The 25,628-nt window shown below is 57.1% G+C and carries 21 protein-coding genes and 1 tRNA gene; 10 read left to right on the top strand and 12 right to left on the bottom strand.

Annotated elements, in window-relative coordinates:
• Positions 1 to 30: 30 nt before the first annotated feature.
• The 7 genes from C7M51_RS10190 (at position 31) to C7M51_RS10160 (ending at position 9,812) form a co-directional block, all read left to right on the top strand.
• The gene (locus tag C7M51_RS10190; protein WP_160621693.1) at positions 31 to 2,163 is read left to right on the top strand and encodes a type I secretion system permease/ATPase; all 2,133 of its coding nucleotides are present in this window, start codon (positions 31 to 33) and stop codon (positions 2,161 to 2,163) included.
• The gene (locus tag C7M51_RS10185; RefSeq protein WP_160621692.1) at positions 2,160 to 3,329 is read left to right on the top strand and encodes a beta-barrel domain-containing protein; all 1,170 of its coding nucleotides are present in this window, start codon (positions 2,160 to 2,162) and stop codon (positions 3,327 to 3,329) included. Before C7M51_RS10190 ends, C7M51_RS10185 begins: the two co-directional genes overlap by 4 nt.
• A gap of 452 nt (positions 3,330 to 3,781) precedes the next feature.
• The gene (ompC, locus tag C7M51_RS10180) at positions 3,782 to 4,888 is read left to right on the top strand and encodes a porin OmpC (RefSeq protein WP_160621691.1); all 1,107 of its coding nucleotides are present in this window, start codon (positions 3,782 to 3,784) and stop codon (positions 4,886 to 4,888) included.
• 525 nt (positions 4,889 to 5,413) lie between these two features.
• Positions 5,414 to 6,463 (top strand): FAD:protein FMN transferase ApbE, encoded by a 1,050-nt coding sequence (gene apbE, locus C7M51_RS10175; protein ID WP_160621690.1) that lies wholly within the window; start codon positions 5,414 to 5,416, stop codon positions 6,461 to 6,463.
• Between the two features lie 36 nt (positions 6,464 to 6,499).
• On the top strand, positions 6,500 to 7,141 hold the full coding sequence (gene alkB, locus C7M51_RS10170; protein ID WP_160621689.1) for a DNA oxidative demethylase AlkB: 642 nt from the start codon (positions 6,500 to 6,502) through the stop codon (positions 7,139 to 7,141).
• A gap of 82 nt (positions 7,142 to 7,223) precedes the next feature.
• Entirely contained in the window at positions 7,224 to 8,870 is a 1,647-nt protein-coding gene (locus C7M51_RS10165; RefSeq protein WP_160621688.1) for a multidrug ABC transporter permease/ATP-binding protein, read from the top strand.
• Between the two features lie 6 nt (positions 8,871 to 8,876).
• Positions 8,877 to 9,812 (top strand): DMT family transporter, encoded by a 936-nt coding sequence (locus tag C7M51_RS10160; protein ID WP_160621687.1) that lies wholly within the window; start codon positions 8,877 to 8,879, stop codon positions 9,810 to 9,812.
• Here C7M51_RS10160 and cadR read toward each other — a convergent pair.
• Positions 9,778 to 10,209, bottom strand: coding sequence for a Cd(II)/Pb(II)-responsive transcriptional regulator (gene cadR, locus C7M51_RS10155; RefSeq protein WP_160621686.1), 432 nt, complete (start codon positions 10,207 to 10,209; stop codon positions 9,778 to 9,780). The genes C7M51_RS10160 and cadR overlap by 35 nt on opposite strands.
• 78 nt (positions 10,210 to 10,287) lie before the next feature.
• On the opposite strand from cadR, the gene C7M51_RS10150 reads away from it, so the two are divergent.
• A complete protein-coding gene (locus C7M51_RS10150) occupies positions 10,288 to 12,531 on the top strand; it encodes a heavy metal translocating P-type ATPase (protein WP_160621685.1) in 2,244 nt (747 codons plus the stop codon).
• 52 nt (positions 12,532 to 12,583) lie between these two features.
• Here C7M51_RS10150 and C7M51_RS10145 read toward each other — a convergent pair.
• From C7M51_RS10145 to C7M51_RS10115, 7 genes are all read right to left on the bottom strand, one after another.
• Positions 12,584 to 12,660 (bottom strand) — tRNA-Pro (locus C7M51_RS10145).
• A 169-nt stretch (positions 12,661 to 12,829) separates the two neighbouring features.
• Complete coding sequence (locus tag C7M51_RS10140) at positions 12,830 to 14,017, bottom strand: amino acid deaminase (protein WP_160623624.1); 1,188 nt, start codon at positions 14,015 to 14,017, stop codon at positions 12,830 to 12,832.
• Between the two features lie 38 nt (positions 14,018 to 14,055).
• A complete protein-coding gene (locus C7M51_RS10135) occupies positions 14,056 to 15,540 on the bottom strand; it encodes a sodium:solute symporter family protein (RefSeq protein WP_160621684.1) in 1,485 nt (494 codons plus the stop codon).
• Positions 15,541 to 15,575: 35 nt separating this feature from the next.
• Complete coding sequence (locus C7M51_RS10130) at positions 15,576 to 15,968, bottom strand: RidA family protein (protein ID WP_160621683.1); 393 nt, start codon at positions 15,966 to 15,968, stop codon at positions 15,576 to 15,578.
• Between the two features lie 13 nt (positions 15,969 to 15,981).
• Entirely contained in the window at positions 15,982 to 17,418 is a 1,437-nt protein-coding gene (locus tag C7M51_RS10125) for an N-acyl-D-amino-acid deacylase family protein (protein ID WP_160621682.1), read from the bottom strand.
• Positions 17,415 to 18,059: a 2-dehydro-3-deoxy-6-phosphogalactonate aldolase gene (locus C7M51_RS10120; protein ID WP_160621681.1), complete on the bottom strand. Its 645-nt coding sequence runs from the start codon at positions 18,057 to 18,059 to the stop codon at positions 17,415 to 17,417. Before C7M51_RS10120 ends, C7M51_RS10125 begins: the two co-directional genes overlap by 4 nt.
• The gene (locus C7M51_RS10115) at positions 18,056 to 19,105 is read right to left on the bottom strand and encodes a 2-dehydro-3-deoxygalactonokinase (RefSeq protein WP_160621680.1); all 1,050 of its coding nucleotides are present in this window, start codon (positions 19,103 to 19,105) and stop codon (positions 18,056 to 18,058) included. Before C7M51_RS10115 ends, C7M51_RS10120 begins: the two co-directional genes overlap by 4 nt.
• A gap of 245 nt (positions 19,106 to 19,350) precedes the next feature.
• Between C7M51_RS10115 and C7M51_RS10110 the strand changes: the two genes are divergently transcribed.
• Positions 19,351 to 20,121 carry an IclR family transcriptional regulator gene (locus tag C7M51_RS10110; RefSeq protein WP_160621679.1) on the top strand — a complete coding sequence of 257 codons (771 nt, stop codon included), beginning with the start codon at positions 19,351 to 19,353 and terminating at the stop codon, positions 20,119 to 20,121.
• 33 nt (positions 20,122 to 20,154) lie between these two features.
• Here C7M51_RS10110 and yejM read toward each other — a convergent pair whose 3' ends face one another.
• Complete coding sequence (gene yejM / locus C7M51_RS10105) at positions 20,155 to 21,906, bottom strand: LPS biosynthesis-modulating metalloenzyme YejM (RefSeq protein WP_160621678.1); 1,752 nt, start codon at positions 21,904 to 21,906, stop codon at positions 20,155 to 20,157.
• A 21-nt stretch (positions 21,907 to 21,927) separates the two neighbouring features.
• Positions 21,928 to 22,155, bottom strand: coding sequence for a YejL family protein (locus C7M51_RS10100; protein ID WP_160621677.1), 228 nt, complete (start codon positions 22,153 to 22,155; stop codon positions 21,928 to 21,930).
• Positions 22,156 to 22,336: 181 nt separating this feature from the next.
• Between C7M51_RS10100 and yejK the strand changes: the two genes are divergently transcribed.
• Entirely contained in the window at positions 22,337 to 23,341 is a 1,005-nt protein-coding gene (gene yejK, locus C7M51_RS10095; protein ID WP_160621676.1) for a nucleoid-associated protein YejK, read from the top strand.
• Between the two features lie 79 nt (positions 23,342 to 23,420).
• Here the strand turns inward: yejK and rplY are convergent, their stop codons facing one another.
• Both rplY and radD read right to left on the bottom strand, forming a co-directional pair.
• A complete protein-coding gene (gene rplY, locus C7M51_RS10090) occupies positions 23,421 to 23,705 on the bottom strand; it encodes a 50S ribosomal protein L25 (protein WP_160621675.1) in 285 nt (94 codons plus the stop codon).
• Positions 23,706 to 23,844: 139 nt separating this feature from the next.
• Entirely contained in the window at positions 23,845 to 25,599 is a 1,755-nt protein-coding gene (gene radD / locus C7M51_RS10085) for a DNA repair helicase RadD (protein WP_160621674.1), read from the bottom strand.
• Positions 25,600 to 25,628 lie beyond the last annotated feature (29 nt).

Genomic DNA, 25,628 nt, shown 5'->3' with positions numbered 1-25,628 from the left:
GGGCAACGACAGATAAATAAGGTAGCCACTATGACAACCTCGACCGAAAACTGGATTGCGGCGATGCTGCGGGTCGCCGCCCGCTTCGGCAAGCCCGCCGATGGCAAAACGCTGCGCCAGCAGATGCGCTGGTTTGAAAATCTGACGCCGGAGCAGCAGCTGGAGCGGCTGGCGGGCCTGTTAGGTTTACACCTGACCATGACGCCTCGCGATAAGCTGCGCTGGCGTCAGGAAGTGACGCCGGTGATCCTGCTGCTGGAGAATGGCAGCGTGGCGGTAGTGGAAGCTATCGACGCCGACGGGCGTGCGCGCTACTGGCTGAGCGAGGGCGGTGACGTGGTGCGCGAAAGCGATCTGACGGAGCTGCTGGCGCAGAGCCAGCAGCAGGTGGCGGTGCCCGGCGTGGCAGCGCGTGGACGTGATGCGCGCATTGATGAATTTGTACAGCCCTGGGAGCAGCACTGGTTCTGGAAAAACTTTCGCGGAATGGGACGGCGCATTGCGGAGATCTCGCTCGCCTCGATAGTCAGTAACGTACTGGCGCTGGCGGGCATTCTGTTTTCGATGCAGATTTATGACCGCGTGATCCCGGCGCAGTCGGAGTCGACGCTGTGGGTGCTGTTTATCGGCGTGCTGATCGCCGCCGCGATTGAATACCTGATCCGCCTGATGCGTACCCAGGTTTCCGATCTGATGGGGAAACGCATCGATCTGAAGGTCTCGTCAATGCTGTTTGCGCGCGCGATGAATATTCGTAATGAGGCCCGCCCGAAATCCACCGGATCCTTTATCTCTCAGCTGCGTGAAATCGATCAGGTACGCGAGCTGCTGACCTCCACCACCGTCGGCGCGGCGGCGGATCTGCCGTTTATCATTCTGTTCCTGTTCATTATGGGGTTTATCGGCGGGCCGCTGGTGATTATTCCGCTGCTGGCGATTCCGTTAATTGTTATTCCTGGCCTGCTGGTACAGATCCCGATGGCGCGGCTGGCGAAAGAGGGGCTGCGTGAAGGGGCGCTGCGTAACGCGGTGCTGGTGGAGACCATCGAAGGGGTGGAGGATATCAAGGCGCTACAGGCGGAGCCCTATTTTCAGCGGCAGTGGGAGCAGACTCACGAGGTGAGTGCGGCGATCGGCATGAAGCAGCGGCTGTGGGGCGCGCGCCTTACCGGCTGGGCCTCGTCGGTACAGCAGCTGACCTACGCCGGGATGCTGGTGTTCGGAACTTACCTGGTGCTGGCGGGAGATATTACTACCGGTACGCTGGTCGCCAGCAGCCTGCTCTCTTCGCGTACCATTGCGCCGCTGATGCAGCTGACGATGATCTTCTCGCGCTGGCAGCATGCCAAAAGCGCCATGAACGGCCTGGATGAGCTGCTGAAGAAGCCGCTCGATCAGCCGGAAGCAGGCGAGATGGCGCACTGCCCGACGCTGACCGGTCATTACGATTTGCGTAACGTGCAGTACACCTATGATGAAGAGAATGTGAAGAACGTCCTGAATATCGGCCAGCTACAAATCAAGCCGGGCGAGCGCGTTGCGCTGCTGGGCAAAGTTGGGGCCGGTAAATCGACGCTGCTGAAGCTGTTGGCCGGGCAGGCAAAACCAACACAGGGCAAAATTATCGTTGATGGCGTGGATATCAACCGTATCGATCCGGTGGATTTACGGCGTCAGCTTGGCTGGCTCTCACAGGATTCGCGGCTCTTCTTTGGTACGCTGCGGCAGAACCTGATGCTCGGCAACCCTCACGCCAGCGAGCAGGAGATGTTGCAGGCGCTGCGCATCAGCGGAGCACTGGGTTTGGTGCAGCAGGATGCCGCCAGCCTCGATCGCATTGTGAACGAAGGGGGACGCGGGCTGTCGGGCGGCCAGCGTCAGATGGTGTTGCTGAGCCGTATGATCCTGCGTCAGCCGCAGGTAGTGCTGCTGGATGAGCCTACCGCTTCGATGGATGAGCAGCTGGAAGAGCATGTGATTCGCCAGATGTCGAGCTGGCTGAGCGGGCGCACGCTGGTGCTGGTCACCCATCGTCCGGCGCTGCTGAAGCTGGTGGACAGAATTGTGGTCATGGATAACGGGCGTATCGTGGCGGACGGGCCGCGCGATGAGATTCTGCGCGCCGCCGGAGCGGTGAAGCCCGCAAAAGGAGATGCCGCATGAGTCAGATCACGGTAGAAAATGAACTGAAAAAGCGTGAGCGCAATACTTCGCTGATTATCTGGTTGTGCAGCGCGGCGCTGCTGATTTTCCTGGTATGGGCGCACTTCGCTATTCTTGATGAGGTCACGGTAGGGACCGGCAAAGTGACGCCTTCCACGCGTGCGCAGGTGATTGAGAGTCTTGATGGCGGTATTGTCAATCAGCTCAACGTGCATGAAGGGGATATTGTTAATAAAGGGCAAATCCTTGCGCGCCTCGATCCGACGCGCTTTCAGTCTAACTTCGGTGAAGCGCAGGCCAAAGTACGCACCCTGCGCGCCTCGGCGGAGCGTCTGCGCGCTGAACTGACCGGCGCGCCGCTGAAATTCAGCGCGGAAACGCTACGTGAGCCGGAGCTGGTGGCGCGTGAAACGCAGCTGTTTGAATCACGGCGGCGTAATTTGCAGGAAACCGTCAGCAACCTGCAACAGTCGCTCAGCCTGGTACAGGATGAACTGCGCATGACCGAGCCGCTGGTAGCAAAAGGCGCGGCGGGGCAGGTTGAGGTGATCCGCCTGCGTCGTCAGGTCAGTGAGCTGCGCGGGAAAATCGATGAGGCGCGTAACGAATATGCGGTACGCGCTCGTGAAGAACAGGTGAAGAACAACGCGGAGTTGGATGCGCAGCTACAGGTGCTGACCGGTAAAGAAGATCAGCTGACGCGCGCCACGCTCTACTCGCCAGTGCGCGGCATCGTTAAAGATATTCAGGTGACTACGGTTGGCGGCGTACTACAGCCGGGCGGCAAGCTGATGGAGATTGTGCCGCTGGAGGATCAGCTGTTAATTGAAACTCGCATCAACCCGCGTGATATCGCCTATATCCGTCCCGGCCTGCCTGCGGTAGTAAAGGTGACCGCCTATGATTCATCAATCTATGGCGATCTGCGGGGTGAGGTAGAGACGGTATCGCCAGATACCTTGCAGGATGAAGTAAAGCGCGATCAATATTATTACCGCGTCTATGTACGTACGCAAAAAGCGGAGCTGGTGAATCGGGCCGGGCGTAAATTTCCTATCGTTCCCGGAATGGTTGCTAATGTGGAAATTAAAACCGGACAGAAGTCCGTAATGGACTATTTAGTTAAGCCATTAAATAAAGTTAATGAGGCCATGCGCGAACGTTAATTTAGCGCAGTGAATTATGTAAGTGCAGGAAATGAATAAAAAAAGCCGGACAATCAATGTCCGGCTGAAAATAAGGGTAAAACAGCTCATTCGGGGTGAATGAAGGTAATAATCAAATAAAATGATGATAGCGGGATCTATTCTATAACTGAAGTTGAGAAAATTTTTATCATTCAGTGCTTAACGTAGCGTTACGTTTACTTTTCATTAGCTTTAAATCAAATTGTTTTTTATCAAAATGTGCGAAATTATTTAGCGTGTCGTGCTGTATAAAAGTTCCCCTCTATTTACATCTGTTACCAGTAAATAATATAAAGAAACAGTTTCGGAAATTTAGTAGCATTTTCGTGATGGATTAATACGTCTGTCAACTTAACAATGAGGTGCCGGCTGAAAATTAATCGTTCAGCTTGCAGTGGCAAAATAAGGCACATAACCAGAGGGTAATAATAATGAAACGTCATATTCTCTCGCTGATGATCCCCGCGCTGTTGGTAGCTGGCTCTGCGGGTGCAGCAGAAATCTATAACAAAAACGGCAACAAACTTGACCTTTACGGCAAGGTAGACGGCCTGCACTATTTCTCTGACAACGATGGTAGCGATGGCGACAACTCCTACGTGCGTTTTGGCTTCAAAGGCGAAACCCAGATTTCCGATCAGCTGACCGGCTACGGCCAGTGGGAATACCAGGTTGCCCTGAACCATTCCGAAGCGGAAGGTACTGAAGATAACTTTACCCGCGTTGGCTTCGCCGGTTTGAAGTTCGGTGACGCAGGCTCTTTCGACTACGGTCGTAACTACGGCGTGGCTTATGATATCGGCGCATGGACCGATGTGCTGCCGGAGTTCGGCGGCGACACCTACGGCGCGGATAACTTCCTGTTCCAGCGTGCCAACGGCGTGGCAACCTACCGTAACAACAATTTCTTTGGTCTGGTGGATGGCCTGAACTTTGCTCTGCAATATCAGGGTAAAAACGACAGCAACCCGGAAGAACCCGGCACCCGTAAAGCGGTGGCGCAGAACGGCGATGGCTGGGGCCTGAGCACCACTTACGATCTGGGCAACGGCCTGGGCCTGGGTGCGGCGATGTTCCAGTCTGACCGCACCAACTACCAGAACAGCGGTGCAATTCTGGGTAACGGTGACAAAGCAGAAGCCTACACCGGCGGCCTGAAATATGACGCCAATAACATCTACCTGGCGGCAATGTATACCCGTTCCATCAACGCAACCCGTTTCGGCAGCAGCGATAACCCGGCGGCTTACGGCTTTGCGGATAAAGCGGATAACTGGGAACTGGTTGCGCAGTATCAGTTCGATTTCGGTCTGCGTCCGTCTCTGGCCTACGTCAGCTCTCGCGGTACCGATGTTCAGGGCTGGGGCAAACAGAACCTGAAAAAATATATCGATGTAGGTGCGACTTACTACTTCAACAAAAACATGTCTACCTATGTTGATTATCAGATCAACCTGCTGGACGACAACGCGTTCACTGACGCTGCCGGTATCAATACCGACGACGTAGTAGCGCTGGGTCTGGTCTATCAGTTCTGATGACGCTATAGCGGGTATAAGGCGACGCCTGGCGTCGCCTTTTTTTATGCCGCCATTTCCCGTTACGTAAGTGCTTGCGCCCGTTTGTTGCGTGATTTTTATGCGATCGAGTACAACCGGCAGCGTCAACGGACTCTTTAGGGGGAGCGGTTAAGTGAAGGTTAAGGCGCGTTTGTTAATATAGGACGGCAACGAAGGAGGAAGAAAACAGGCCACTTTACACGTAGCGGCCTGTTAAGGTGCTACCTAGCGGCGGCGGGGACGGTGAATCGTACGTATACGCGTACTTTTATAGTGTTTAACACCAGCGAAAAGGCTTACTGCGGTGAAGAACAGCAGCAGGATAATAGCTTGCATAAGGGTCTCCTGGTTAATCAAATCGCTATAAAACGCCGTGAGAAGACACCTGTTTCAGTGCGCCATTCAGGCGGAAGCCGAAAACCGACTCAAGCGAAATGAGACCACCTTACACTTGTTAAGGTTTGTAGTACCAGTTAACAAAAAGACATATAAAGGGCGAGAAAAATGCAAAAAGTAGCGCTGGCGGTAATAGGACTGCTGGCATTGCTGGTAACGGGCTGCGATCGACAGCAGGATAATACCGATTCCGGCGTAGTATTGCAGGGCAAAACCATGGGCACCCAATGGCGCGTAAGTCTGGCTGGCGTGCCCGCCGATCGCGTAGCGGCGCTGCGAGAAAAGATTCAACGGCGGCTGGATGCTGACGATCATGAACTTTCTACCTGGAAAAAAGAGTCGGTACTGTCGCGCTTCAATCAGGATCGTAGTGGGATGCCGCAGCCCATCAGCAGCAATATGGCGGATATTATCACCGTTGCGCTGCGTATCGGCAGGCTGACCGATGGCGCAATGGATATCACCATTGGCCCGCTGGTCAATCTCTGGGGGTTTGGCCCGGATAAACAGCCGCCGCATACGCCTTCCGAGGCGGATATCGCCGCTGCAAAGGCGTTGACCGGACTACAACATTTACAGGTTATCGAGCGGGGCGAAGGCGCTTTTCTGCAAAAAGATTTACCGGGGCTGTATGTTGATCTCTCTACCGTCGGCGAGGGTTTCGCTACCGATCATCTGGCGCGGCTGATGGAAGAAGAGGGGATCGCTAACTATCTGGTTTCGGTGGGTGGCGCGGTGCTTAGCCGGGGACACAACGCTGCCGGTAAAGCTTGGCGGGTAGCGATCCAGAAACCTACCGATCGGGAGAATGCGGCTCAGGCGCTGGTCGATTTGCAGGGCCACGGCATCAGCACGTCCGGTAGCTATCGCAACTATTATGAACTGGATGGCAGGCGCATTTCGCATGTGATCGATCCGCTGAGTGGACGCCCGATTGAGCATCGGCTGGTTTCGGCGACGGTTATTGCCACCACCGCGCTGGAGGCCGATGGCTGGGATACCGGGCTGATGGTGCTGGGCACCGATAAAGCAAAAGCGCTGGCGCTGCGGGAAAATCTGGCAGTCTACCTGATTACTAAAGATAAAGAGGGGTTCAGTAGCTGGATGTCGCCGCAGTTCCGCGCGTTTCTGTTGCAGCAGGCAGCCAACGCTGAGTAGCATGGCTGAATCATAATGCGGTAAAGGAGAACAACCATGTTAGATCTCTTTAGCGATGAGGCACCCTGGGCAGAGCCGCTGGCCGATGGTGCGGTTATTCTGCGCCGCCGCGCCCGTCAGCAGGGTGAAGCGCTGCTGACATCGATCGCGCAGATTGCCGAACAGAATCCTTTTCAGCACCGCATTACGCCCGGCGGCTATCGTATGTCGGTCGCAATGACCAACTGTGGCGATCTGGGATGGTCAAGCGACAGCCGCGGCTATCAATATACCGAGGCCGATAACCTTAGCGGGCATCGCTGGCCAGCCATGCCGCAGCCGTTTCGCCTGTTGGCACAGACGGCTGCGCAGGAAGCGGGCTTTGCCGGTTTTCAGCCCGACGCCTGTCTGATTAACCGCTATGAACCGGGCGCTAAGCTTTCGCTGCATCAGGATAAAGATGAGAAGGATCTGCATCAGCCGATCGTCTCAGTGTCGCTCGGCCTGCCTGCGGTATTTCAGTTCGGTGGCTTTGCGCGTGGCGACGGCGTGCAGCGTGTTTTACTGGAGCATGGCGATGTGGTGGTATGGGGCGGCCCGTCACGGCTGCGCTTTCACGGCATTCTGCCAGTAAAGCCGGGCGTGCATCCGCTGGCAGGACCGTATCGCTATAATCTCACCTTCCGCCGCGCGCGCTGATAGCGCAGTTGAGAATTATTATTGCTATCAAACGGCTTCTCATTAAACTGCATGCTGCTTTTGTTTTTATCAGGATGTTTTTATGGAGTTGCTGTCCGTTGTCTGTAAACAGTACCGCTGGCCGTTTATTGCCGTCATCGTTCTTAATCTGCTGAGCGCCGCGCTTGGCATCGGCCTTATCGCCTGGATTAATCAGGAACTGATTGCCAGCGTTAACACCTCAATGGCGGTGCTGCCGGAATTTCTTGGTTTACTGCTGCTGTTGATGGCGCTGACGCTGGCTTCACAGATGGCGCTGACGCTGCTGGGACACCGCTTTGTCTGGCGGCTACGCGGCGAGTTTATCAAACGTATCCTGGATACCCAGGTGGAACGTATCGAGCAGATCGGCAGCGCTCAGCTGCTGGCGAGCCTGACCAGCGACGTGCGTAATATCACGATGGCTTTTGTGCGCCTGCCGGAGCTGATTCAGGGGGTTATTTTAACCCTCGGATCGGCCATCTACCTCGCCTGGCTGTCGCCGCGTATGCTGGCGGTCAGCGCGGTGTGGATTGCGGTGACCCTGGTCGGCGGCTGGCTGCTGGTGGCGCGTGTTTATCGCCATATGGCGGCGCTGCGAGAGACGGAAGATCGCCTGTACGCTGATTATCAAACGGTTATTGACGGACGCAAGGAGCTGGCGCTGAACCGTGAGCGGGCGCAACTCATCTACGATACCGTTTATCAGGAAAACGCTAACGCCTATCGCCATCATATCGTGCGTGCCGATACCTACCACCTCAGCGCGGTAAACTGGTCAAATATCATGATGCTGGGCGCCATCGGCATGGTGTTCTTTATGGCGAACGGCCTTGGCTGGGCAAACACGGCGGTAGCCGCCACCTATTCGTTGACCCTGCTGTTTTTGCGCACGCCGCTGTTACAGGCGATGGGCGCGCTGCCGATGTTACTGAGCGCCCAGGTGGCCTTTAATAAACTGCGTACTTTCCAGCTGGCGGAGTGGCGCGAACATTTTGCACCGCTGCCTGCGGTAGCTGACTGGCAGACGCTGGAGCTGCGCGATCTGGTGTTTCATTACGGTGAGAAAGGTTTCACCGTGGGGCCGGTTAACCTGACGCTCAGACGCGGCGAGCTTATATTTCTGATCGGCGGCAACGGCAGCGGTAAATCAACGCTGGCGATGCTGCTGACCGGGCTCTATCAGCCGGTTTCCGGCACCATCTTACTGGATGGGGAAGTCATCAAGGATAACGAGCATTATCGCCAGCTGTTTTCGGCGGTCTTCACCGATCCGCACCTGTTCGATCGGCTTATCGGCCCCGGTGCGCTACCGGCCAGTCCGAGGCTGGTACAGCAATGGCTGGAGAAGCTAAAAATGCAGGATAAGCTGAAGCTGGAAGGTAACCGGGTACTGAATTTGCAGCTGTCGAAAGGGCAAAGCAAGCGTCTGGCGCTACTGCTGGCGGCGGCGGAGCAGCGCGATATGCTGCTGCTGGATGAGTGGGCCGCCGATCAGGATCCGCATTTTCGCCGTGTTTTTTACCGTGAACTGCTACCGTGGCTACAGCAGAGCGGCAAAACGATTTTTGCTATCAGCCATGACGATCACTACTTTACCCAGGCGGATCGGCTGCTGGAAATGCGTGACGGACAGCTGTATGAGCTGACCGGCAGCGAAAGGGAGAAAGCCACGCTGGATGCGGTGCAGCGCACCGATACCGGACGCTAAAATCTGATGCTGACTTCGGAATCGCGCCTGGCGGGCATCATCGGCGTTTTTATCGCTGCGGTAGTATGGGGCACCACCGGCACGGCGGCGACGTTTGCGCCTGCGCTTAGCCCGCTGGCAGTGGGCGCTGTGGCGATGGGCGTGGGTGGGCTAATGCAGGGAGCGATTGCCATTGCCGCGATTAAACGGCAGCGACGGCTGATTGCCCATCAGTGGCGCTATTTGCTGACCGGTGCGCTGGCGGTAGCCGTCTATCCGCTCGCCTTTTATACCTCTATGCGCTTCGCGGGCGTAACCGTTGGCACTGTTATTTCTATCGGCTCTGCGCCGCTGCTCTCCGCGTTGATTGAATACCGGCTCGATGGCTTACGCCTGACGAAACAGTGGATGCTGGGTGCGACGGTGGGTTTACTGGGTATGGTTCTGCTCTGCTTTGCTGAAAGCGGCAGTCATAGCGCGGGAGGTGAGGCGGGATATGCGCTGGCTGGTATCCTGTTGGGGCTGTTAGCGGGCTTTACCTACGCGCTTTACTCCTGGTCCGCCCGCCGTATGATGCAGCAAAAGATAGCGCCGCGTGCCGCAATGGGCGTGACCTTTGGCGCTGGTGGCTTGCTGTTGATGCCGGTTCTGTTGCTGACCGGCGCACCGTTATTTGCGGCATGGAATAACGCTGCCGTGGGTCTCTATATGGCACTGATCCCGATGTTTATTGGTTATCTCTGCTATGGCTACGGGCTGGCGCGCATCCCCGCCAGTATGGCAACTACCATTACCCTGCTGGAACCGGTTGTTGCTGCTCTGCTGGCGGTGCTGTTGGTAGGGGAACGGCTACCGCTGTCCGGCTGGAGCGGCGTGGGCCTGATTATCTTCTGTCTGGCGATCATCACCTTACCGGTGGAAAAACTGTTCAGATGCCGCGCGGCAGGGAAGGCATCGCGTTAATATCTTCCGTCTGCTCTAATTCACGCAAAATGCCGCAGTGTCGTGCCGTGCGATTGGTATGGCAGCATCCCCTTAGCTCTGTTAGCTGCTTTTCCAGCACGTTCAGCTCCTGAATCTTCGCCTGAACATGATGCAGATGACGATCGATTAGCGCATTGACCGCGCCACAGTCGGCGTCGGGCTGGCTGCGTGCCTGCAACAGCGTACGAATCTCCTCGTGAGTCATATCCAGCGCCCGACAGCGCCGGATAAACTTCAGATTTTCCAGATGATGGCTGTCGTAATAGCGATAGTTGTTGAGATTACGCAGCGCCGCCTGTAGCAGCCCTTCACGCTCGTAATAGCGTACCGTTTCTACCGAACAGCCTGCCAGTCGTGCCAGTTCGCCAATTTTCATTTTATTTTTCTCCTGCTTGACCCTGAAGTAACTACAGGGTTTTAAATGCCAGTATAGGTTACCGGGGAGGGAAAGGATATGAGTGATTGTTGCGGAAACCGCAATTGCAACGCAGGGCAGGGAAAAGAGGAGGCGGCGAGCGCATCAGGCCGCTTTACCGCCTTTACGCCGCTGTCGACAAAGGCAGCATGCCAGAACGCCGAAGTTACCGCGCCTTCGCAGCAAAAGGCAGGCAGCGCCAGCGATCAACGGACGCGTATTCTGATTAAACAGATGGATTGTCCGGTTGAAGAGACGCTGATTCGTAAAAAGCTGGGCGCTATGCCAGGTATCAGCGCGTTAGAATTTAATCTGATACAGCGCGTGCTGACGGTGACGCACGCGCCGGAGGCGCTGGAGCCGCTGCTTGCCGCTATCCGCTCGCTGGATTTTGAACCGGAGCTGGTGGTTGATGAAACCTCGTCGGGCGCGCCGCCGGAGAAGATGCGTATCTGGCCGCTGGCGCTGGCGGGTATTGCCGCCGCCGCAGCGGAAATCGCGCACTGGAGCGGTCTGCCCGGATGGGTGCAGGCGGTACTGGCGCTGCTGGCGATCGCTGTCTGTGGCCTGGATACCTATAAGAAAGGCTGGACGGCGCTGAGAAACGCCAATCTGAATATCAATGCCCTGATGAGTATTGCCGTTACCGGCGCGCTGGCGCTCGGGCAGTGGCCAGAGGCGGCGATGGTAATGGTGCTGTTTACGCTGGCTGAAATGCTGGAGGCGAAATCGCTGGATCGCGCACGTAACGCGATTGGCTCGCTGATGCAACTGGCACCGGAAACGGTCAGCGTGCAGCAGCCGGATGGCACCTGGCAGGAGAAGGAAGTGAAGAGCGTCGCGCCCGGTAGCCTGATCAGGGTAAAACCCGGCGAACGTATCGGCCTTGACGGCACTATTGTGCGTGGGCAGTCGGCAATCAATCAGGCGCCGGTTACCGGAGAAAGTCTGCCGGTCGAGAAACAGGAAGGGGATACGCTGTTTGCCGGTACGCTGAACGGCGCGGGCGTACTGGAGTATCGCGTTACCTCAGCGGCGGCAGACTCTACGCTGGCACGGATTATTCGTGTGGTTGAGCAGGCACAGGGAGCCAAAGCGCCGGTACAGCGTTTCGTCGATCGCTTTTCTCGCATTTATACGCCGCTGGTCTGTGCGCTGGCGCTCGCGGTAGCGCTGCTGCCGCCGCTGATTATCGGCGGTGAGTGGCGGGAATGGATCTATAAGGCTTTGGTGATGCTGGTGATTGCTTGCCCCTGTGCGCTGGTCATTTCCACGCCGGTAACGATTGTCAGCGGACTAACGGCTGCCGCACGTCGCGGCATTTTGATTAAAGGCGGCGTTTATCTGGAACAGGGAAGAAGGCTGAAATGGCTGGCGCTGGATAAAACCGGCACGCTGACGCACGGCAAGCCGGTTCAGACCGACATCATCCCCTTTGGTTCCCTGGATGCGGCGCGTTGTCAAACGCTGGCGGCAAGCCTGGCGGAGTATTCCGATCATCCGGTTTCACAGGCGGTGCTGGCGGCGACGCAGTCAGATCGGCTGCCGGTAGCCCAGTTTACCGCGCTGTCGGGGCGCGGCGTCTGCGGCGTAATTCAGGGCGTCAGCTACAGCCTGGGCAATCTTCGCCTGATGGAAGAGCGGGTTAACTGCCCTGATGCCGTGAAAACAGCACTGGCTGAACAGGAAAAGCAGGGAAAAACGGTGGTTATGCTCTGTAGCGACAGCGAACTGCTGAGCCTGTTTGCCGTTGCGGATACGATAAAAGAGAGTAGCCGTGAGGCCATTGCGCAGCTGCATCAGCTGGGTGTCAGAACGGTCATGCTTACCGGCGATAATCAGGGAGCGGCGCAGGCGATTGCCGCGCAGGTTGCGGTTGATGAAGTTCACAGTAACCAGCTACCGGAAGATAAGCTGGCAGCGGTGGAAAACCTCGCTGGGCGTGGTGCTGTCGGTATGGTAGGCGATGGCATTAACGATGCACCCGCGCTGGCGCGCGCCGATATTGGCTTCGCGATGGGCGCGATAGGTACGGATACCGCCATCGAAACCGCTGATATCGCCCTGATGGACGACGATTTGCGCAAAATACCTGCTTTTGTGCGCTTGTCAAAACGCACCAGCGGCGTGCTCTGGCAAAATATCGTGCTGGCGATGGGGATTAAGATTGTCTTTCTGGCGCTGACGCTGGCGGGTATGGGCTCGTTGTGGATGGCGGTATTCGCCGATGTTGGTGCCAGCCTGCTGGTGGTTGCCAATGGCCTGCGACTACTGCGGCAATAGATTACAGACATAAAAAAACCAACCCGTAAGGGTTGGTTTTTTCGGAGTAATTTGGTCGGCACGAGAGGATTTGAACCTCCGACCCCCGACACCCCATGACGGTGCGCTACCAGGCTGCGCTACGTGCCGATATGTGGACGCTATAGTACCTGGAATCTCGCTAAAAGCAAGATGCTTACGCGCTAACTGCTTTATTAATAATCCGTTAGCGCGAAATTGCACCGCCGCAATCGCGGCGGCAAGGGAGCGTCGTCCCCGATGAGGACGGCGGCTTCCCGGTTATTTCTGCCATTACGCCTTAAAAGGCGGTTTCCAGCGTTTTCAACACCCGATACTCCTCATCAACCAGCAGCAGCGTTTTCCATTTATCAAAGGTCAGGCAGGGGTGCGAGATACCAAACAGCAGAATATCCCCCGTCTGCACATCGGCCCCCGGCGTCAGTTGCAGCATACAGTGCTGATCCATTATCCCGACGCTGGTCATGGAGCCCGGCGTCAGCGGCAGCGCTTTGCCCGCACGATAGTGCGCGATCGGCTGCGGCAGACCGGCGTCGAAAGCCGCGTCGCGCTTGCCGAAATTAACCACCGCGAGGGCAGGTTCCGGCACCGACTGCACCATGGCGACGATCTCCAGCGCGCAGGCAAGATCGCCGCCGATAGCGCAGGCCGTGGCGTCACGCGCCATCAGCGCGTTCTGCGCCTGTTGGTAGATGCCGTTATCGTGCGTGATATAGCAACCGGGACGGATCACGATGCGGCAGTCGGTGGGTTTTTCCGCAGCCAGCCAGACGTTGCAGACTACGTCATACCAGACGGTGCCGGCACCGGTAAGGATAAACTCGCCGCTTACCCAAACCGCCATGCGACAGGCCAGCGCGGCGGCATCCCGCAGCAGTTTTTCAATCTGCGGCCGTGGATTGGCGTCGTGCAGCACGCCCTCATAGAGTTCCAGCCCGCGCAGGCGCAGCCCCGGCAGCTGAGCGACCGTTTCCGCCAGCACCAGCGCCTCGGCAGCGGAGCGGCACCCGCAGCGTCCGCCCGTGACGCCAAGCTCCACCAGCACGTCCAGCCTCTGCTGCTGCGCGCTGAAAAAGGCGGAGAGCGTTTTCGCCTGCTGCGGATTATCAACGCAACAGATAAACTCCGCCGTCGGATAGCGCCGCTTCAGCTGCGCCGCCAGCTGCATATTGGCGTTGCCCGTAAGCTGATTGGCCATCAGCACGCGCCGGATGCCGCTGAGCATCGCCGCCTGCGCCTGCCAGGCGCTGCCGACGCCGATAGCCCAGGCGCCAGCCTGCTGCTGTTGCTGAAAGATCCACGGCGTCATGGTGGTTTTGCCGTGGGGCGCCAGAGATACGCCGCGTCGATCGGCATAGCGCTGCATCCAGCGGATATTATTCTCCAGCGCCTGCGCTTTAATCACCGCAGCGGGCAGGCAAACTTCCTCATGCAGAACCCTGGCACCCTCCGCTGACGGGCTGAACATAGCGTCGCACTTATGCGCCGCCAGACCGCTATCGACCATCATTCCGCGCTCCTTACCGGAGTGGCGTCAGCGCGCGGCGTCTGGCCGTCGTTTTCCCGCTCTGCGGTAATCATCTGCAAAACCGCTTCGCGTGAAAGCGCGTTTTGCGGCGTCAGTAGCGTAACCACCACCGCCGCAACGACGCTGACGGCGAGGGCGGGCAGCACCGGGTTGCCCAGCGCGGCGGACCACTGCGGCGAGAAGATCACCGCAAGCGACGTCAGGCTGCCGCCCAGCAGCGCGGCAATGCAGCCCTGCCAGTTAAAGCGCGGCCAGAATTTACCCAGCAGCACGGTTACGCACATTCCGGACATGATCATCGAGATCATCTTGGTGATATAGCCGATGATATCGTTGGAGGTCAGTGCGAAAATCAGCGCCAGCAGAATTACCCCCAGCAGGAAGAGGCGCGACAGGCCGATCGCCTTTTCCGGCGGCGGCATCTGGCCGACGATCATGGTGTAGATATCGCGCAGGATAATCGAGACGCCGGCAATAGCGTCCGAGCTGCCGGAGGAGAGGTTAGCGGACATCCCGGCGATCAGCACCACCATCGCCACGACATGGGGCAGCGCGTTGGTGGCATACAGGAAGGCGAAGCCTGAGTTGTCCAGTTCAGGGTTCATCACGTGGGTCGCCATGCCGATAATGGCGGGCAGGAATGAAAAACCCATATAGAGCAGTCCGGTGATAATAAAAGACTGGCGGATAGTGCGCGTCGAGGCCGCCGAATAGATGCGCTGGCGATAGGAGGGGGTGGCCAGTACGCCGATGCCGATCACGGTCGCCAGCGAAATTGCCGGCAGCAGGCCGAGTTTGCCGATGCCGAACAGCGTAAAGGCCTGCGGATCGGTTTTCGCGACAATAACCTCCCAGCCGCCGACATAGCTGACCGACATCGCCGCCAGCACGATAAAGCCCACGAACAGCACGACGGATTGCAGAGTATCGATCCAGGAGACGGCTTTATAACCGCCGATGCCGACGTAGAAAATAAAGCCCACGGCGATAATGATTTTGGCGAGGGTAATATCGATTCCCGCCGCCCAGGCGAGATAGAGGCCGCCGCCCAGGATATGCGCTCCCAGCCAGCCGATCGAGGCGAGGAAAATCAGCAGCGCTACCAGATTTTTAACGATGCGGCTGCCGCCGGTGTAGTAGCAGATCTCTTCGCTCATAGTCATAAAGCGCAGATTTCTCAGCGGGCCGAACAGCCATGCGGTAAGCAGAATGCCGGAGGCACCGCCGAGGCCGTACAGCATCCCCGCCCAGCCGTTGCTGTAGCCGAAGCTGACCGCGCCGATGCTGGAGCCGGTGCCGACCATGGTGCCGACGGTAGAACCGAGCGTCAGTAGCATCGGTAGTTTTCTGCCACCGAGTATAAAATCTTCCCCGGTTTTCTGGTGGCGCGTAACATACCAGCCAACCGCCATCATGGCGAAGGCGTAAAGCAAAAACCATGTCAGGAAATTATTATGTTGCATAATATATCCTTGTTATATCAGAGGGTTACTCTGTGTTAGCTTTTGAATTTAGCGTTGAAGCAGGTGATATCCACTTCCACCATGCAGTCGACCACCAAATCGGCGACGCAGCAGATCCTGGCGGGCGGATGCGCGCCGAAGAATTTTTTGAACACCCGGTTAAAGGATTGGAAGTAGCGGGCATCGGTAAGGAACACCTTCATATGCACGATATCCTCTATGCCGAAGCCCGCTTCATGCATAATGTCGAGGCAGTTCTCAATGGCCTGCGTTGACTGGGCGACGATGCCGCCGTCGATAATCTCGCCATCCACCATCGGCGTCTGACCGGAGACGTAGAGCCAGCCGTCGGCGGCTACCGCTTTAGCAAAGGGCAGCGCCTGGCCGCCAGTACCTGCAGAACCTTCCACACCATAACGTTTCATCATTTTTCCCCTGTGATTACTGATTGGCTGCTAAAAATTTACCTGCGCGCTGGCCGGTCATCGCTTTGTCGCTCCAGCTGAGCACGCCGTTAACCCATACCCGCTCAATGCCGACGGCCGCCTGCTTCGGATGCTGAAAGGTGCCTGCTTCATTCACGGTTTGCGCGTCGAAGAGGGTCAGATCGGCGAACCAGCCCTCGCGGATCAGGCCGCGTTGCGGCAGCCCGAAACGCTGGGCGGACATGCCGGTCATCTTGTGGACGGCGGTAACCAGCGGAAACAGCTTTTCGTCCCGGCTGTAGTGGCCGAGCACGCGTGGAAAGGTGCTCCACAGGCGGGGATGCGGGTTAGGATCGCAGGGCAGGCCGTCGGATCCGATCATTGCGCTTGGGTGTTGCAGCACGCGGCGCACGTCAGCTTCATCCATCTGAAAATAGATGGCGCCTGCCGGCAGCAGGCGACTGGCCGCTTCATGCACGTCGGTCTGCCAAAGCCCGGCGATCTCCTGTAGGGTTTTACCGGCCATCTGCGGAAAAGGGGTGGACCAGGTGATCAGGATGTCGTAATCGGTGGTGACCTGCCGTAGATCGAGGTTGGACGATCCGGCGCGGTAGGGATAAACGTCACAGCTGATTTCCTGCTGCTGCTGATATTGCTCAATCAGCGCCAGAGTTTCGGTGGTGCGTCCCCAGTTTTTCGCCCCGGCGCATTTATGGTGTGAGATCTGCACCGGCACGCCGCCGTGACGTCCCACGTGGAAAGCTTCCTGCATCGCCTCGATAATGCCGTCATATTCGGTGCGCAGATGGGTGGTATAGATGCCGTGATATTCGGCCAGCAGCTCCGCCAGCGCGCAAACCTCCTCTGTCGAGGCGTTAACCGCGTTACCGTAAGAAAGCCCGGTACTCAGCCCCAGCGCGCCCTGTTGCAGCGCCAGGCGCAGCGTTTCACGCATCGCCGCGATCTGCTGGCTATTGGCGGGCTCAAGCAGAGAATCCACGCAGTTATTGCGCAGCGTGGTATGGCCGATCAGCGTGGCTACGTTAACCGAAGGGGTAACGGCATTGATGCCATCCCGGTAGCTGGCTAAGTCCGGGTAGTGAAATTCATCCAGCTCGCCCAGCAGGTTGATGGGATCGGGCACCTGATCCTGCATGACCGCGCAGGCGGCGCTGATGCCGCAGTTACCGACGATAATGCTGGTCACGCCCTGGGAAGTTTTTTCGATATAGTCCGGACGCTTAATCACCGCCAGATCGTCATGGGTATGGACATCAATAAAGCCGGGCGCCAGCGTCAGTCCGTGGCAGTCAAGAGTGGCGTGCGCCTCTTCATTAATGGCGGGAGCGATGCGCGCGATGCGATCGCCCACTACCGCCACGTCGGCGCGATACGCCGGACTACCGGAGCCGTCAATGACGGTGGCGTTTTTAAACAGCCAGCTGATTTTCATATGGACTTCCCGTTCTGCTGTGATGGCGTGATAAAGCGCTGATGGGCAGCGATAAACGCCAGCGCCTGTCTTTGCGTCTGCTCAGCAGGCTGACCTGCCCGATAAAGCTCGCCACCGATACCGGCACCGGCGCAGCCTGCGGCCAGGTAGCGCGGCAGCGTCTCTGGCGTGACGCCGCCGACGGCGAACAGCGCGACGGAGGTCGGCAGCACCGTTTTCAGCGCCCGGACATAATCGGGGCCGAAAAAGCTGGCGGGAAAAAGCTTGAGCTGCCGCGCGCCCGCTTCGATGGCGATAAACGCTTCCCCAGGCGTGGCGCAGCCGGGCATCGCCTGCATGTCATGGTGCAGCGCCCGGCGTATCACCGCCGGGTTGCTGTTGGGGGAGATAATCAGCCGGCAGCCCAGCGCCGCCAGGCGATCGACATTGTCCACGCTGAGCACCGTGCCCGCGCCGATGGTGACGCGATCGCCGTAGGCGCTGACCGCGTGCCCGATACTGGTTTCCCAGTCCGGCGAATTAAGTGGAATTTCAATGGCCGTAAAGCCTGCCTCAATCAGCAGCGGAAGATGGCTGTCGATCTCTTCCGGCCTGATGCCGCGCAGAATGGCGACCAGCGGCGCGATAGTCATAGTTTTCATCGGGAGGTTCCTGAAGGTGAGATGCCTGAACAAAGCGGGGCAGAGCTGGCTGAACGCATCAGTATCTGCTCCATAACGGCGACGGCACCGCTGCCGGAGAAGGGGCGTTCAGGCCGATCCTCCGCCAGCAGCATGCTGCCGCTAAAAAAGGGATCGTCGGCGATCAGCGTTGCCAGCGCCTGTTGCAACACCGATTTGCCGCCGATGGCGATGGCGATATCGCCGGTGAGATTGAGCGCGGCGCTGTGCTTAAGCGCCTGCAGATCGGAATAAAACGCGGCACCGAGCAGATAGCTGGCCTTCTGACAGTGGCTGGCGGGCGTAAAGCGATCCAGCAGGCGTACCGCAAAGCAGCTACGGCTAATGCCGAGGCGACGACAGGAGGCGGCACCTTTTAACAGGTATTCGCGATCCAGCTCATGAGTGAATTCGCCGTCGAGCGAGTTTTTTAAAATGGTCTGGTGGGTGAGGACATCAAGCAGCTCGCCGGCCATCGTGGTGACGCAGCTCAGAATGCGCTGCTCTTTATCTACCAGTACAAATTTTGAATGGGTACCCGGCAGCGCGACCAGCACCGGACCGCAGATATGATGCTGCGCCAGCAGGCCGAAGGTTTCTACCTCTTCGCCGCGCATCATATCCATGGCGTCGATGTTGTTAACGTCGATGCTGGCGACGGCGTTTTTCACGCCGGGGATAAACCAGATGGGCTGCGGTGCGATCTCCGGCAGGATATGGGCCACCGCGCCAGCCGCCAGATCGGCAAAAGAGACCGGCGCGGTGAGATGCGGAACGGCATGCAGCCCCAGCTCGGCGGTGATCATGCCCGACGCCACGATCGCATAGCGCTCGCGGTTAACGCCGCCGATCTGCCTGAACAGGCTTTCCAGCATGCTTTTTATCGCGCTCATCAGCGTGCCGCGATCGCCGGTAACGGCGATATCGCGCACGCCCACCGCGTTGCTGCTGGCGGCAACGATCTTTTTATCGCGCCAGAGGCGTACCCTGGTATTAGTTGTTCCGGCATCAATGGTGACAATAAGCATGGGTTTTCCCTGACTTGCTGATGTTTTGGAATGTTGTTCCTTTTTTAGAGGTTAAATTTATAAAATAGGAATGTCATTCCGTTTTTTCAGCTTTGGTGATGCGCTTCACAGCAAAAGGAAGGGCGGCGACGGCATATCAGCGCCGAATAAAAGCGGAGAAATAAGCTAACTGTTTAAAATGAAAGCGTTTTGCCAGGCAGGGCAATGCGGGTACAATAGGCTTTTTTCTGGCGGGAATGATTTGTATGGCAAATGGTGATAACGCCGCCTCTTCCGGCGTGGACAAGGTACTGACGATTCTTGAAGAGATCAGCGACCATCCTGAGGGCATATCATTGGTGGAGCTGGTTAAGCGTACCGGTATCGCCAAAACCACGCTGTTTCGTACCCTCGAAACCCTGCGCGAACGCCAGTATGTAATGCAGGACAGGCTGACTGAGCGCTATCATCTGGATCTGAAAAGCCTTGAGCTGGGTATCAAAGGGCTGATGAACGTTAATCTGGTGGAGGCTTCAATCCCCTGTCTGAAAGTTCTCTCGGCTACCACTTCTGAAACCTGCTTCCTGGGCGTCTATCACAGCGGCTACGTGGTTTATCTCTACAAAAGCGAAGGCACGCTTTCTATTCAGACCCATGCGCGGCTGGGCGCGCGGTTGCCCGCCTACTGTACCGGCATCGGCAAGGCGCTGCTGGCTTACCAGCCGCTGACCGAGATCGATCGGGTATTAAGCGAGCCGCTGGTTCCCTTTACCGAAAAGACCATCGTCGACCGGGTGACGTTGTATGAGACGCTGGCGGATATACGCCTGAAAGGCTATGCGCTGGATAACGAAGAGAACGAGGAAGGGCTGACCTGCGTGGCGCGGCCGGTGTTTAACTACACCAGGGAGATTGTTGGCGCGCTGAGCGTGGCGGGGCCGACGCACCGTATGCAGCATAAAATTGCCGAGGTTAACGAAGAGCTTGCTCAGGCTTGCGGTTTGATCTCGCGGCGGCTGGGATTTGTACAGCGTTAAGCGCCGTTGTCGCGCCCGGGTGCAGGGCGCGTATCAGTTAGCAATAAAACGTTTCTCTTCGGTCAACACCTGTAGCAGCAATGCCAGCTCAAGCTTGTGATCTTTCAGCTGTTGGCCCTCGCGATCCCAGGCCTGGGAGCTGCCGTTAGCGTTTAAAATTAGCGTCATCTGCGGCGTAGTAATGATCAATCTATCGCGATCGGCGCTGGTAACCCAGTTATGACGCCGCTGGGCGGCAAAGAGATCCTCACCCTGTGAATATTCAGCCGCAGGCGTGCTGACGTGCAGCAGGCGCTGCATCAGCGTCGTCATCACATCCTGATGATCGGTCAGCCGGGTAATCGTCTGTGCCGGCGTATTAGGCCAGTGAATCACCAGCGGCACCTGCAGAAGCGCGCGGTTGCCGTCGCTGACTTTACCGTTTAGCGGCACCGCCTGCTGCGCGGTAATGACCACCACGGTTTTCTCCATCAGCCCCTTCTCCTGCAAGGTGGTCAGCACCTGACTAATTTCATTATCCACCTCTTTAGCGCTGCGTCTGTAGTGCTGCATACGCTCTTTACCGCGTTCAGGCAGATCGCGCAGGCCGTTATATGAGATCCAGGAAAACCACGGCGTGCGTCCTGACGGCAGCGTACCGAGCCAGCGTTGCCACTGGGAAGTCGTCTGGCTGTTAGGCTGATCGTTAACGGTAGGCAGAGAAAAATCGGCCAGTAGAGCCTGACGATAAAGCGGCGAACGGAAGCTGTCTGAAGCGAACAGGCCAAACTGATAACCCTGCTGATTCAGCGCGTTGATAAAGGCAGAAGGGATACGGGAGGCGAGTACGCCATCCATATAGCTGGGCGAAATGCCGTAAAACAGACCGAAAAGCCCGCTGTCTGGCGTGTTGCCTGCGGTAAAGTGCTGACTGAAACGCACGTTCTCCGCGCTGAAGCGGGCAAGGTTTGGCAACGCTTTAGTCAGCGTCGCCTCGTTAAGGCCATCAACGGTAATAATCAGTAGGTTATGGCCTGCCCCGGCGTCGCGGAATTTAATATCGCTTAGTGGATAAGCGACGGAAACCGCCTCCGGGTTGCCCTGCTGCACCAGGCGACGCTGATACTCCTGCGCATCCAGCAGGCCGTGCTTCTCAAGGAAACGTCTCGCGGTCATGGGATAGGAGAGCGGCAGGTTAGAGCGCTGCATGGTAATAGGGCGATAAAAGTTAGCATCCGCCCAGATATAGAGCAGATGGCTGGCAAAGAATGCGCAAATAAACAGCGCGGCCAGCGGCTTGCCGAAGCTGCGTCGGTTCAGGCTGCGCAGTTTTTGCCAGCTCCAGGTAGCAAACAGCATCTGGACAAGGAAAATGGCTGGCACGCTGATAAACATCAGCTGCCAGTCGCGTGCCATTTCGCTTTGGTCCGGGTTGACTACCAGCTCCCACACCACCGGATTAAGGTGAAGATGAAAGCGATAGAACACCGCGCTGTCAACCAGCAGCAGCGTTAGCCCGGCGGTAGCGACAATAGCAGAGAGAAAGCGCAGCAGCCGCTGCGACATCACCACAAAAGTCAGGGGAAAGATCAGGAGCAGATAAGCCGCAAAAACGATAAAGCTGAAATGGCCGATCCAGCTGGTAAAGGCGTAAATACGCCCCGCCAGCGAACCGGGCCAGTCGGCGACCAACAGGTAACGGCTGCCCAACAGGGCGGCGAAAATAATGTTAAACAACGCGAACCAGTGCCCCCAGCTGATCATCTGGGAGACTTTTTCACGGTAGCGCTGCCGATTGGTAACCATATTTGCGGTCAGATCATCACATTAATGAGCTTTATCTTCGCGTACCGAGGCCTGAAGCGCATCTGCGAAGGAACGGGCCAGCGCACGACGCTGAGCGGGCGCCACGCTGGTATTGATTAAGTTGGTGACCATATTTCCCAGCACCATCAGGGAAAGATCGGTCGGCGCATGGTTTTCTTCCAGCACCTGCACCAGCTGCGCGAGGATCTTCTCCACGCGTTCGTCACTGTAACGGGATGATTGTGGCATAACCTTTAACTAATACGTATTGAAAAGGCGGTATCTTACCGTAAGCATGCCATTTTTTCTGCAATTTTATCGTTAGTACTTCGTTAAACTTCGGCAGAACCCGGCAATCGCACATCCGCTGGTTGATTGCAACGGCGCACGGTGTTTGAATACGCGCCTGAAGCTAAAAGGAGAGTCTAACATGAGTCTGGATATCGACCAGATCGCCCTGCATCAGTTGATCAAACGCGATGAGCAGACGCTGGAGCTGGTACTGCGTGATAGCCTGTTGCCGACCACCCAGGCCGTGTCGGAGCTGGTTGAGGAGCTGCATCGGGTTTACAGTGCCAAAAGTAAGGCGTTCGGCCTGTTTAACGAAGATAGCGAACTGGCGCAAACGCTGCGTGAATGTCGTGAGGGTCAGCAGGATTTTCTGGCCTTCAGCCGCGCCGCTACCGGACGCCTGCGCGATGAACTGGCGAAATATCCCTTTGCCGAAGGCGGCGTGGTGCTGTTTTGCCACTATCGCTATCTGGCGGTAGAGTATCTGCTGGTGGCGGTACTCAACAGCCAGAGCAGTATGCGCGTCAATGAGCAGCTGGATATCAGTAGCGTTCACTATCTGGACATCAATCACGCCGATATCGTGGCGCGCATCGATTTAACCGAATGGGAAACCAACCCGGAATCGACGCGCTATCTGACCTTTTTGCGCGGGCGGGTAGGGCGTAAAGTTGCCGACTTCTTTATGGATTTCCTCGGTGCCAGCGTAGGGCTGGATACCAAAGCGCAAAACCGCGGATTGTTACAGGCGGTGGATGATTACTGCACTGAATCCAGCCTGGATAAGGCTGAGCGCCAGAACTATCGTCAGCAGGTCTACAGCTACTGTAACGAGCAGCTACAGGCAGGAGAAGAGATCGCCATTGAGGATTTGGCGAAAGAGCTGCCGCCGTTGGGTGAGAAAAATTTCCGCGAATTTACCCAGGAGCAGGGCTACGAGCTGGAGGAGAGCTTTCCGGCGGATCGCAGCACGCTGCGCCAGTTAACTAAATTTGCCGGTAGCGGCGGCGGGCTGACCATTAATTTTGATGCCATGCTGCTCGGCGAGCGTATTTTCTGGGATCCCACCACGGATACCCTGACGATCAAGGGTACACCGCCTAATTTACGCGATCAGTTACAGCGCCGTACCAGCGGCAAGTAAGCGCAGGCGTACGGGGTATTTCCCAAGCGCAGGCATAAAAAAACGCCGCGATTGCGGCGTTTTTTCATCGTTGTTGCGATTAAGCGCGAACGAAGTCGATGTGATGCAGTTTCGGCTTGAACGGGTGACGCTGTACAGCCTGTACTTTCACTTTGGTTTCTTTGCCATCGATGTTCAGAACCAGTTCTTCAGTGTAGAAGCCAGGCTTAGCCTGCATGTTCATCACAGAATCGTGATCCAGTTCGATAGAAACAGCTGCTTCCTTGCCACCGTAAACGATAGCCGGGAATTTGTTAGCTGCACGCAGGCGGCGGCTCGCACCCTTACCCTGCTCTTTACGTTCAGTTGCATTGATAGTTAACATGGTAACTCTCTTTAATAAATGACGCTGCTACAGGCGACCCAGCAGCAGCCTGGATTGTTCAGCTCTTGTCAGACAAAAGCGCGCGGCATTATAGCCATCTTTACCGACGGGCGCAAACGGAACACGCCGCCTGCGTAAGTTAGCGTAACTCGTTAGCGCGGCGATAGCGCCCCTGATAGTCGAACACCTTTTCGCGCACCTGCCAGAACTGCCCGCGAGCGCGCGCCACCACAAAATCGGGATGGCGCAGCAGCGGCTGGAGCGCCACGATATCGTTGGCGTTTTGCCAGCCGAGCGGTACGCCGGGCGCACGCTGATGCGGGCGCATAAACAGCTGTTCGAAAGCGGTGCGCTGCGCAGGCGTTTGCAGCCGAAAACGTTCGCTGACGCTGGTGCCATCCTCATCGTAATAGGTCGCTTTCAGCCATTCGCCTTTGTCATCGCGCCCCGCCTGTAACGTCATGCCGCCACAGCGCAGCACCAGCGCATCCTTAAGTTTGAGCGCCGCTTTCAACATATCGTCAGGATCGACCAGCACCGCGTCGCATTCATGGCAGCGGCGGGCGGCAATATCGTTCTCGGCGTTACAGTGCGGGCAGCTTTTAAAGCGGAAGCGATAATCGCACTGTTCGCGATGGCCTTCATTATCCTCCAGCACGCCCTGACAGCGGCGACCGAAGTGCTCGATAAGGGTGCCGTCGGCGGTGGTTTTTCCCCAGAAAGTATTGGCGAAACCGCAGGCCGGACAGAAAACCTGTACCGGTACGTTGTCGCTTTTCCCCTTTGGTGCGCCAACTTCTGGCGTAAAGAGATCGTGCGGGTTACCGGCGTAGTCGAGGATCAGACAGTCGGTTTTCCCTTCACACAGACGCAGGCCGCGCCCGACGATCTGCTGATAGAGGCTGACAGATTCGGTAGGGCGCAGGATAGCGATCAGATCGACATGCGGCGCATCAAAGCCGGTGGTTAAAACCGCCACGTTAACCAGATATTTAACCTGCTGCTGCTTAAAAGCAGTAATCAGCGCATCGCGCTCCGGGCCGGGCGTTTCAGCGCTGACCAGCGCTTTACCTTCCGGCAGCAGCGACAGCACCTCTTTGGCATGTTCGACGGTGGCAGCAAAGATCATGACGCCTTTGCGTTCGGCAGCGAACTCGACGATCTGGCTGATAATATGCGGCGTAATACGCCGCTGCTGTTTCAGCTCGCGATTCAGATCGGCTTCAGAAAACAGGCCGTTAGCCTGGGCGCTCAGGCGGCTGAAATCATATTGCACCACCGGCATATCGAGGCGCTCCGGCGGTACCAGAAAGCCGTGCTTAATCATATAGCGCAGCGGTAATTCGTAGATACAGTCGTGAAACAGCGCGCCCTCATCGCCGCGTACCATGCCATGATAGTGATAGCGATAAATCCACCCTTTACCCAGACGATAAGGTGTGGCGGTCAGACCAAGCAGGCGCAGCTGCGGATTGTGCTGACGCAGATGCGTCAGGATCTGTTGATACTGGCTGTTTTCATCATCGCCGATGCGGTGGCACTCATCAACGATCAGCAGTGAAAACGCGCTGTCGAACAGTGTCAGATTACGCGCTACCGACTGTACGCTGCCGAACACCACTTTGCTCTGGCTCTCTTTGCGTGCCAGACCGGCGGCAAAAATATCCGCTTCCAGCCCCAGCGCGCAGTATTTGCTGTGGTTTTGTGCCACCAGCTCTTTGACATGCGCCAGTACCAGTACGCGCCCGCGCGCCAGACGAGCCAGTTCGGCGATCACCAGGCTTTTACCCGCTCCGGTAGGCAGCACGATAACCGCAGGCTGGTGAGAACGACGAAAGTGGTTGAGCGTGGCGGCAACCGCTTCCTGTTGATAGGGACGCAGAGTGAAAGACATGGTGATAGCGCATTCTGGAAACCGGCCCT

This window comes from Mixta intestinalis, from assembly GCF_009914055.1.
Taxonomy (GTDB): domain Bacteria; phylum Pseudomonadota; class Gammaproteobacteria; order Enterobacterales; family Enterobacteriaceae; genus Mixta; species Mixta intestinalis.
Note: the sequence above shows the minus strand (reverse complement) of the source record. Positions and strands in the feature narration are given on the sequence as shown.

Excerpts from the sequence above, each read along its gene's own strand:
- C7M51_RS10190 (WP_160621693.1), top strand. The coding sequence starts at position 31 with ATGACAACCTCGACCGAAAACTGGATTGCGGCGATGCTGCGGGTCGCC.
- C7M51_RS10185 (WP_160621692.1), top strand. The coding sequence starts at position 2,160 with ATGAGTCAGATCACGGTAGAAAATGAACTGAAAAAGCGTGAGCGCAAT.
- ompC (WP_160621691.1), top strand. The coding sequence starts at position 3,782 with ATGAAACGTCATATTCTCTCGCTGATGATCCCCGCGCTGTTGGTAGCT.
- apbE (WP_160621690.1), top strand. The coding sequence starts at position 5,414 with ATGCAAAAAGTAGCGCTGGCGGTAATAGGACTGCTGGCATTGCTGGTA.
- alkB (WP_160621689.1), top strand. The coding sequence starts at position 6,500 with ATGTTAGATCTCTTTAGCGATGAGGCACCCTGGGCAGAGCCGCTGGCC.
- C7M51_RS10165 (WP_160621688.1), top strand. The coding sequence starts at position 7,224 with ATGGAGTTGCTGTCCGTTGTCTGTAAACAGTACCGCTGGCCGTTTATT.
- C7M51_RS10160 (WP_160621687.1), top strand. The coding sequence starts at position 8,877 with ATGCTGACTTCGGAATCGCGCCTGGCGGGCATCATCGGCGTTTTTATC.
- cadR (WP_160621686.1), bottom strand. The coding sequence starts at position 10,209 with ATGAAAATTGGCGAACTGGCACGACTGGCAGGCTGTTCGGTAGAAACG.
- C7M51_RS10150 (WP_160621685.1), top strand. The coding sequence starts at position 10,288 with ATGAGTGATTGTTGCGGAAACCGCAATTGCAACGCAGGGCAGGGAAAA.
- C7M51_RS10140 (WP_160623624.1), bottom strand. The coding sequence starts at position 14,017 with ATGTTCAGCCCGTCAGCGGAGGGTGCCAGGGTTCTGCATGAGGAAGTT.
- C7M51_RS10135 (WP_160621684.1), bottom strand. The coding sequence starts at position 15,540 with ATGCAACATAATAATTTCCTGACATGGTTTTTGCTTTACGCCTTCGCC.
- C7M51_RS10130 (WP_160621683.1), bottom strand. The coding sequence starts at position 15,968 with ATGATGAAACGTTATGGTGTGGAAGGTTCTGCAGGTACTGGCGGCCAG.
- C7M51_RS10125 (WP_160621682.1), bottom strand. The coding sequence starts at position 17,418 with ATGAAAATCAGCTGGCTGTTTAAAAACGCCACCGTCATTGACGGCTCC.
- C7M51_RS10120 (WP_160621681.1), bottom strand. The coding sequence starts at position 18,059 with ATGAAAACTATGACTATCGCGCCGCTGGTCGCCATTCTGCGCGGCATC.
- C7M51_RS10115 (WP_160621680.1), bottom strand. The coding sequence starts at position 19,105 with ATGCTTATTGTCACCATTGATGCCGGAACAACTAATACCAGGGTACGC.
- C7M51_RS10110 (WP_160621679.1), top strand. The coding sequence starts at position 19,351 with ATGGCAAATGGTGATAACGCCGCCTCTTCCGGCGTGGACAAGGTACTG.
- yejM (WP_160621678.1), bottom strand. The coding sequence starts at position 21,906 with ATGGTTACCAATCGGCAGCGCTACCGTGAAAAAGTCTCCCAGATGATC.
- C7M51_RS10100 (WP_160621677.1), bottom strand. The coding sequence starts at position 22,155 with ATGCCACAATCATCCCGTTACAGTGACGAACGCGTGGAGAAGATCCTC.
- yejK (WP_160621676.1), top strand. The coding sequence starts at position 22,337 with ATGAGTCTGGATATCGACCAGATCGCCCTGCATCAGTTGATCAAACGC.
- rplY (WP_160621675.1), bottom strand. The coding sequence starts at position 23,705 with ATGTTAACTATCAATGCAACTGAACGTAAAGAGCAGGGTAAGGGTGCG.
- radD (WP_160621674.1), bottom strand. The coding sequence starts at position 25,599 with ATGTCTTTCACTCTGCGTCCCTATCAACAGGAAGCGGTTGCCGCCACG.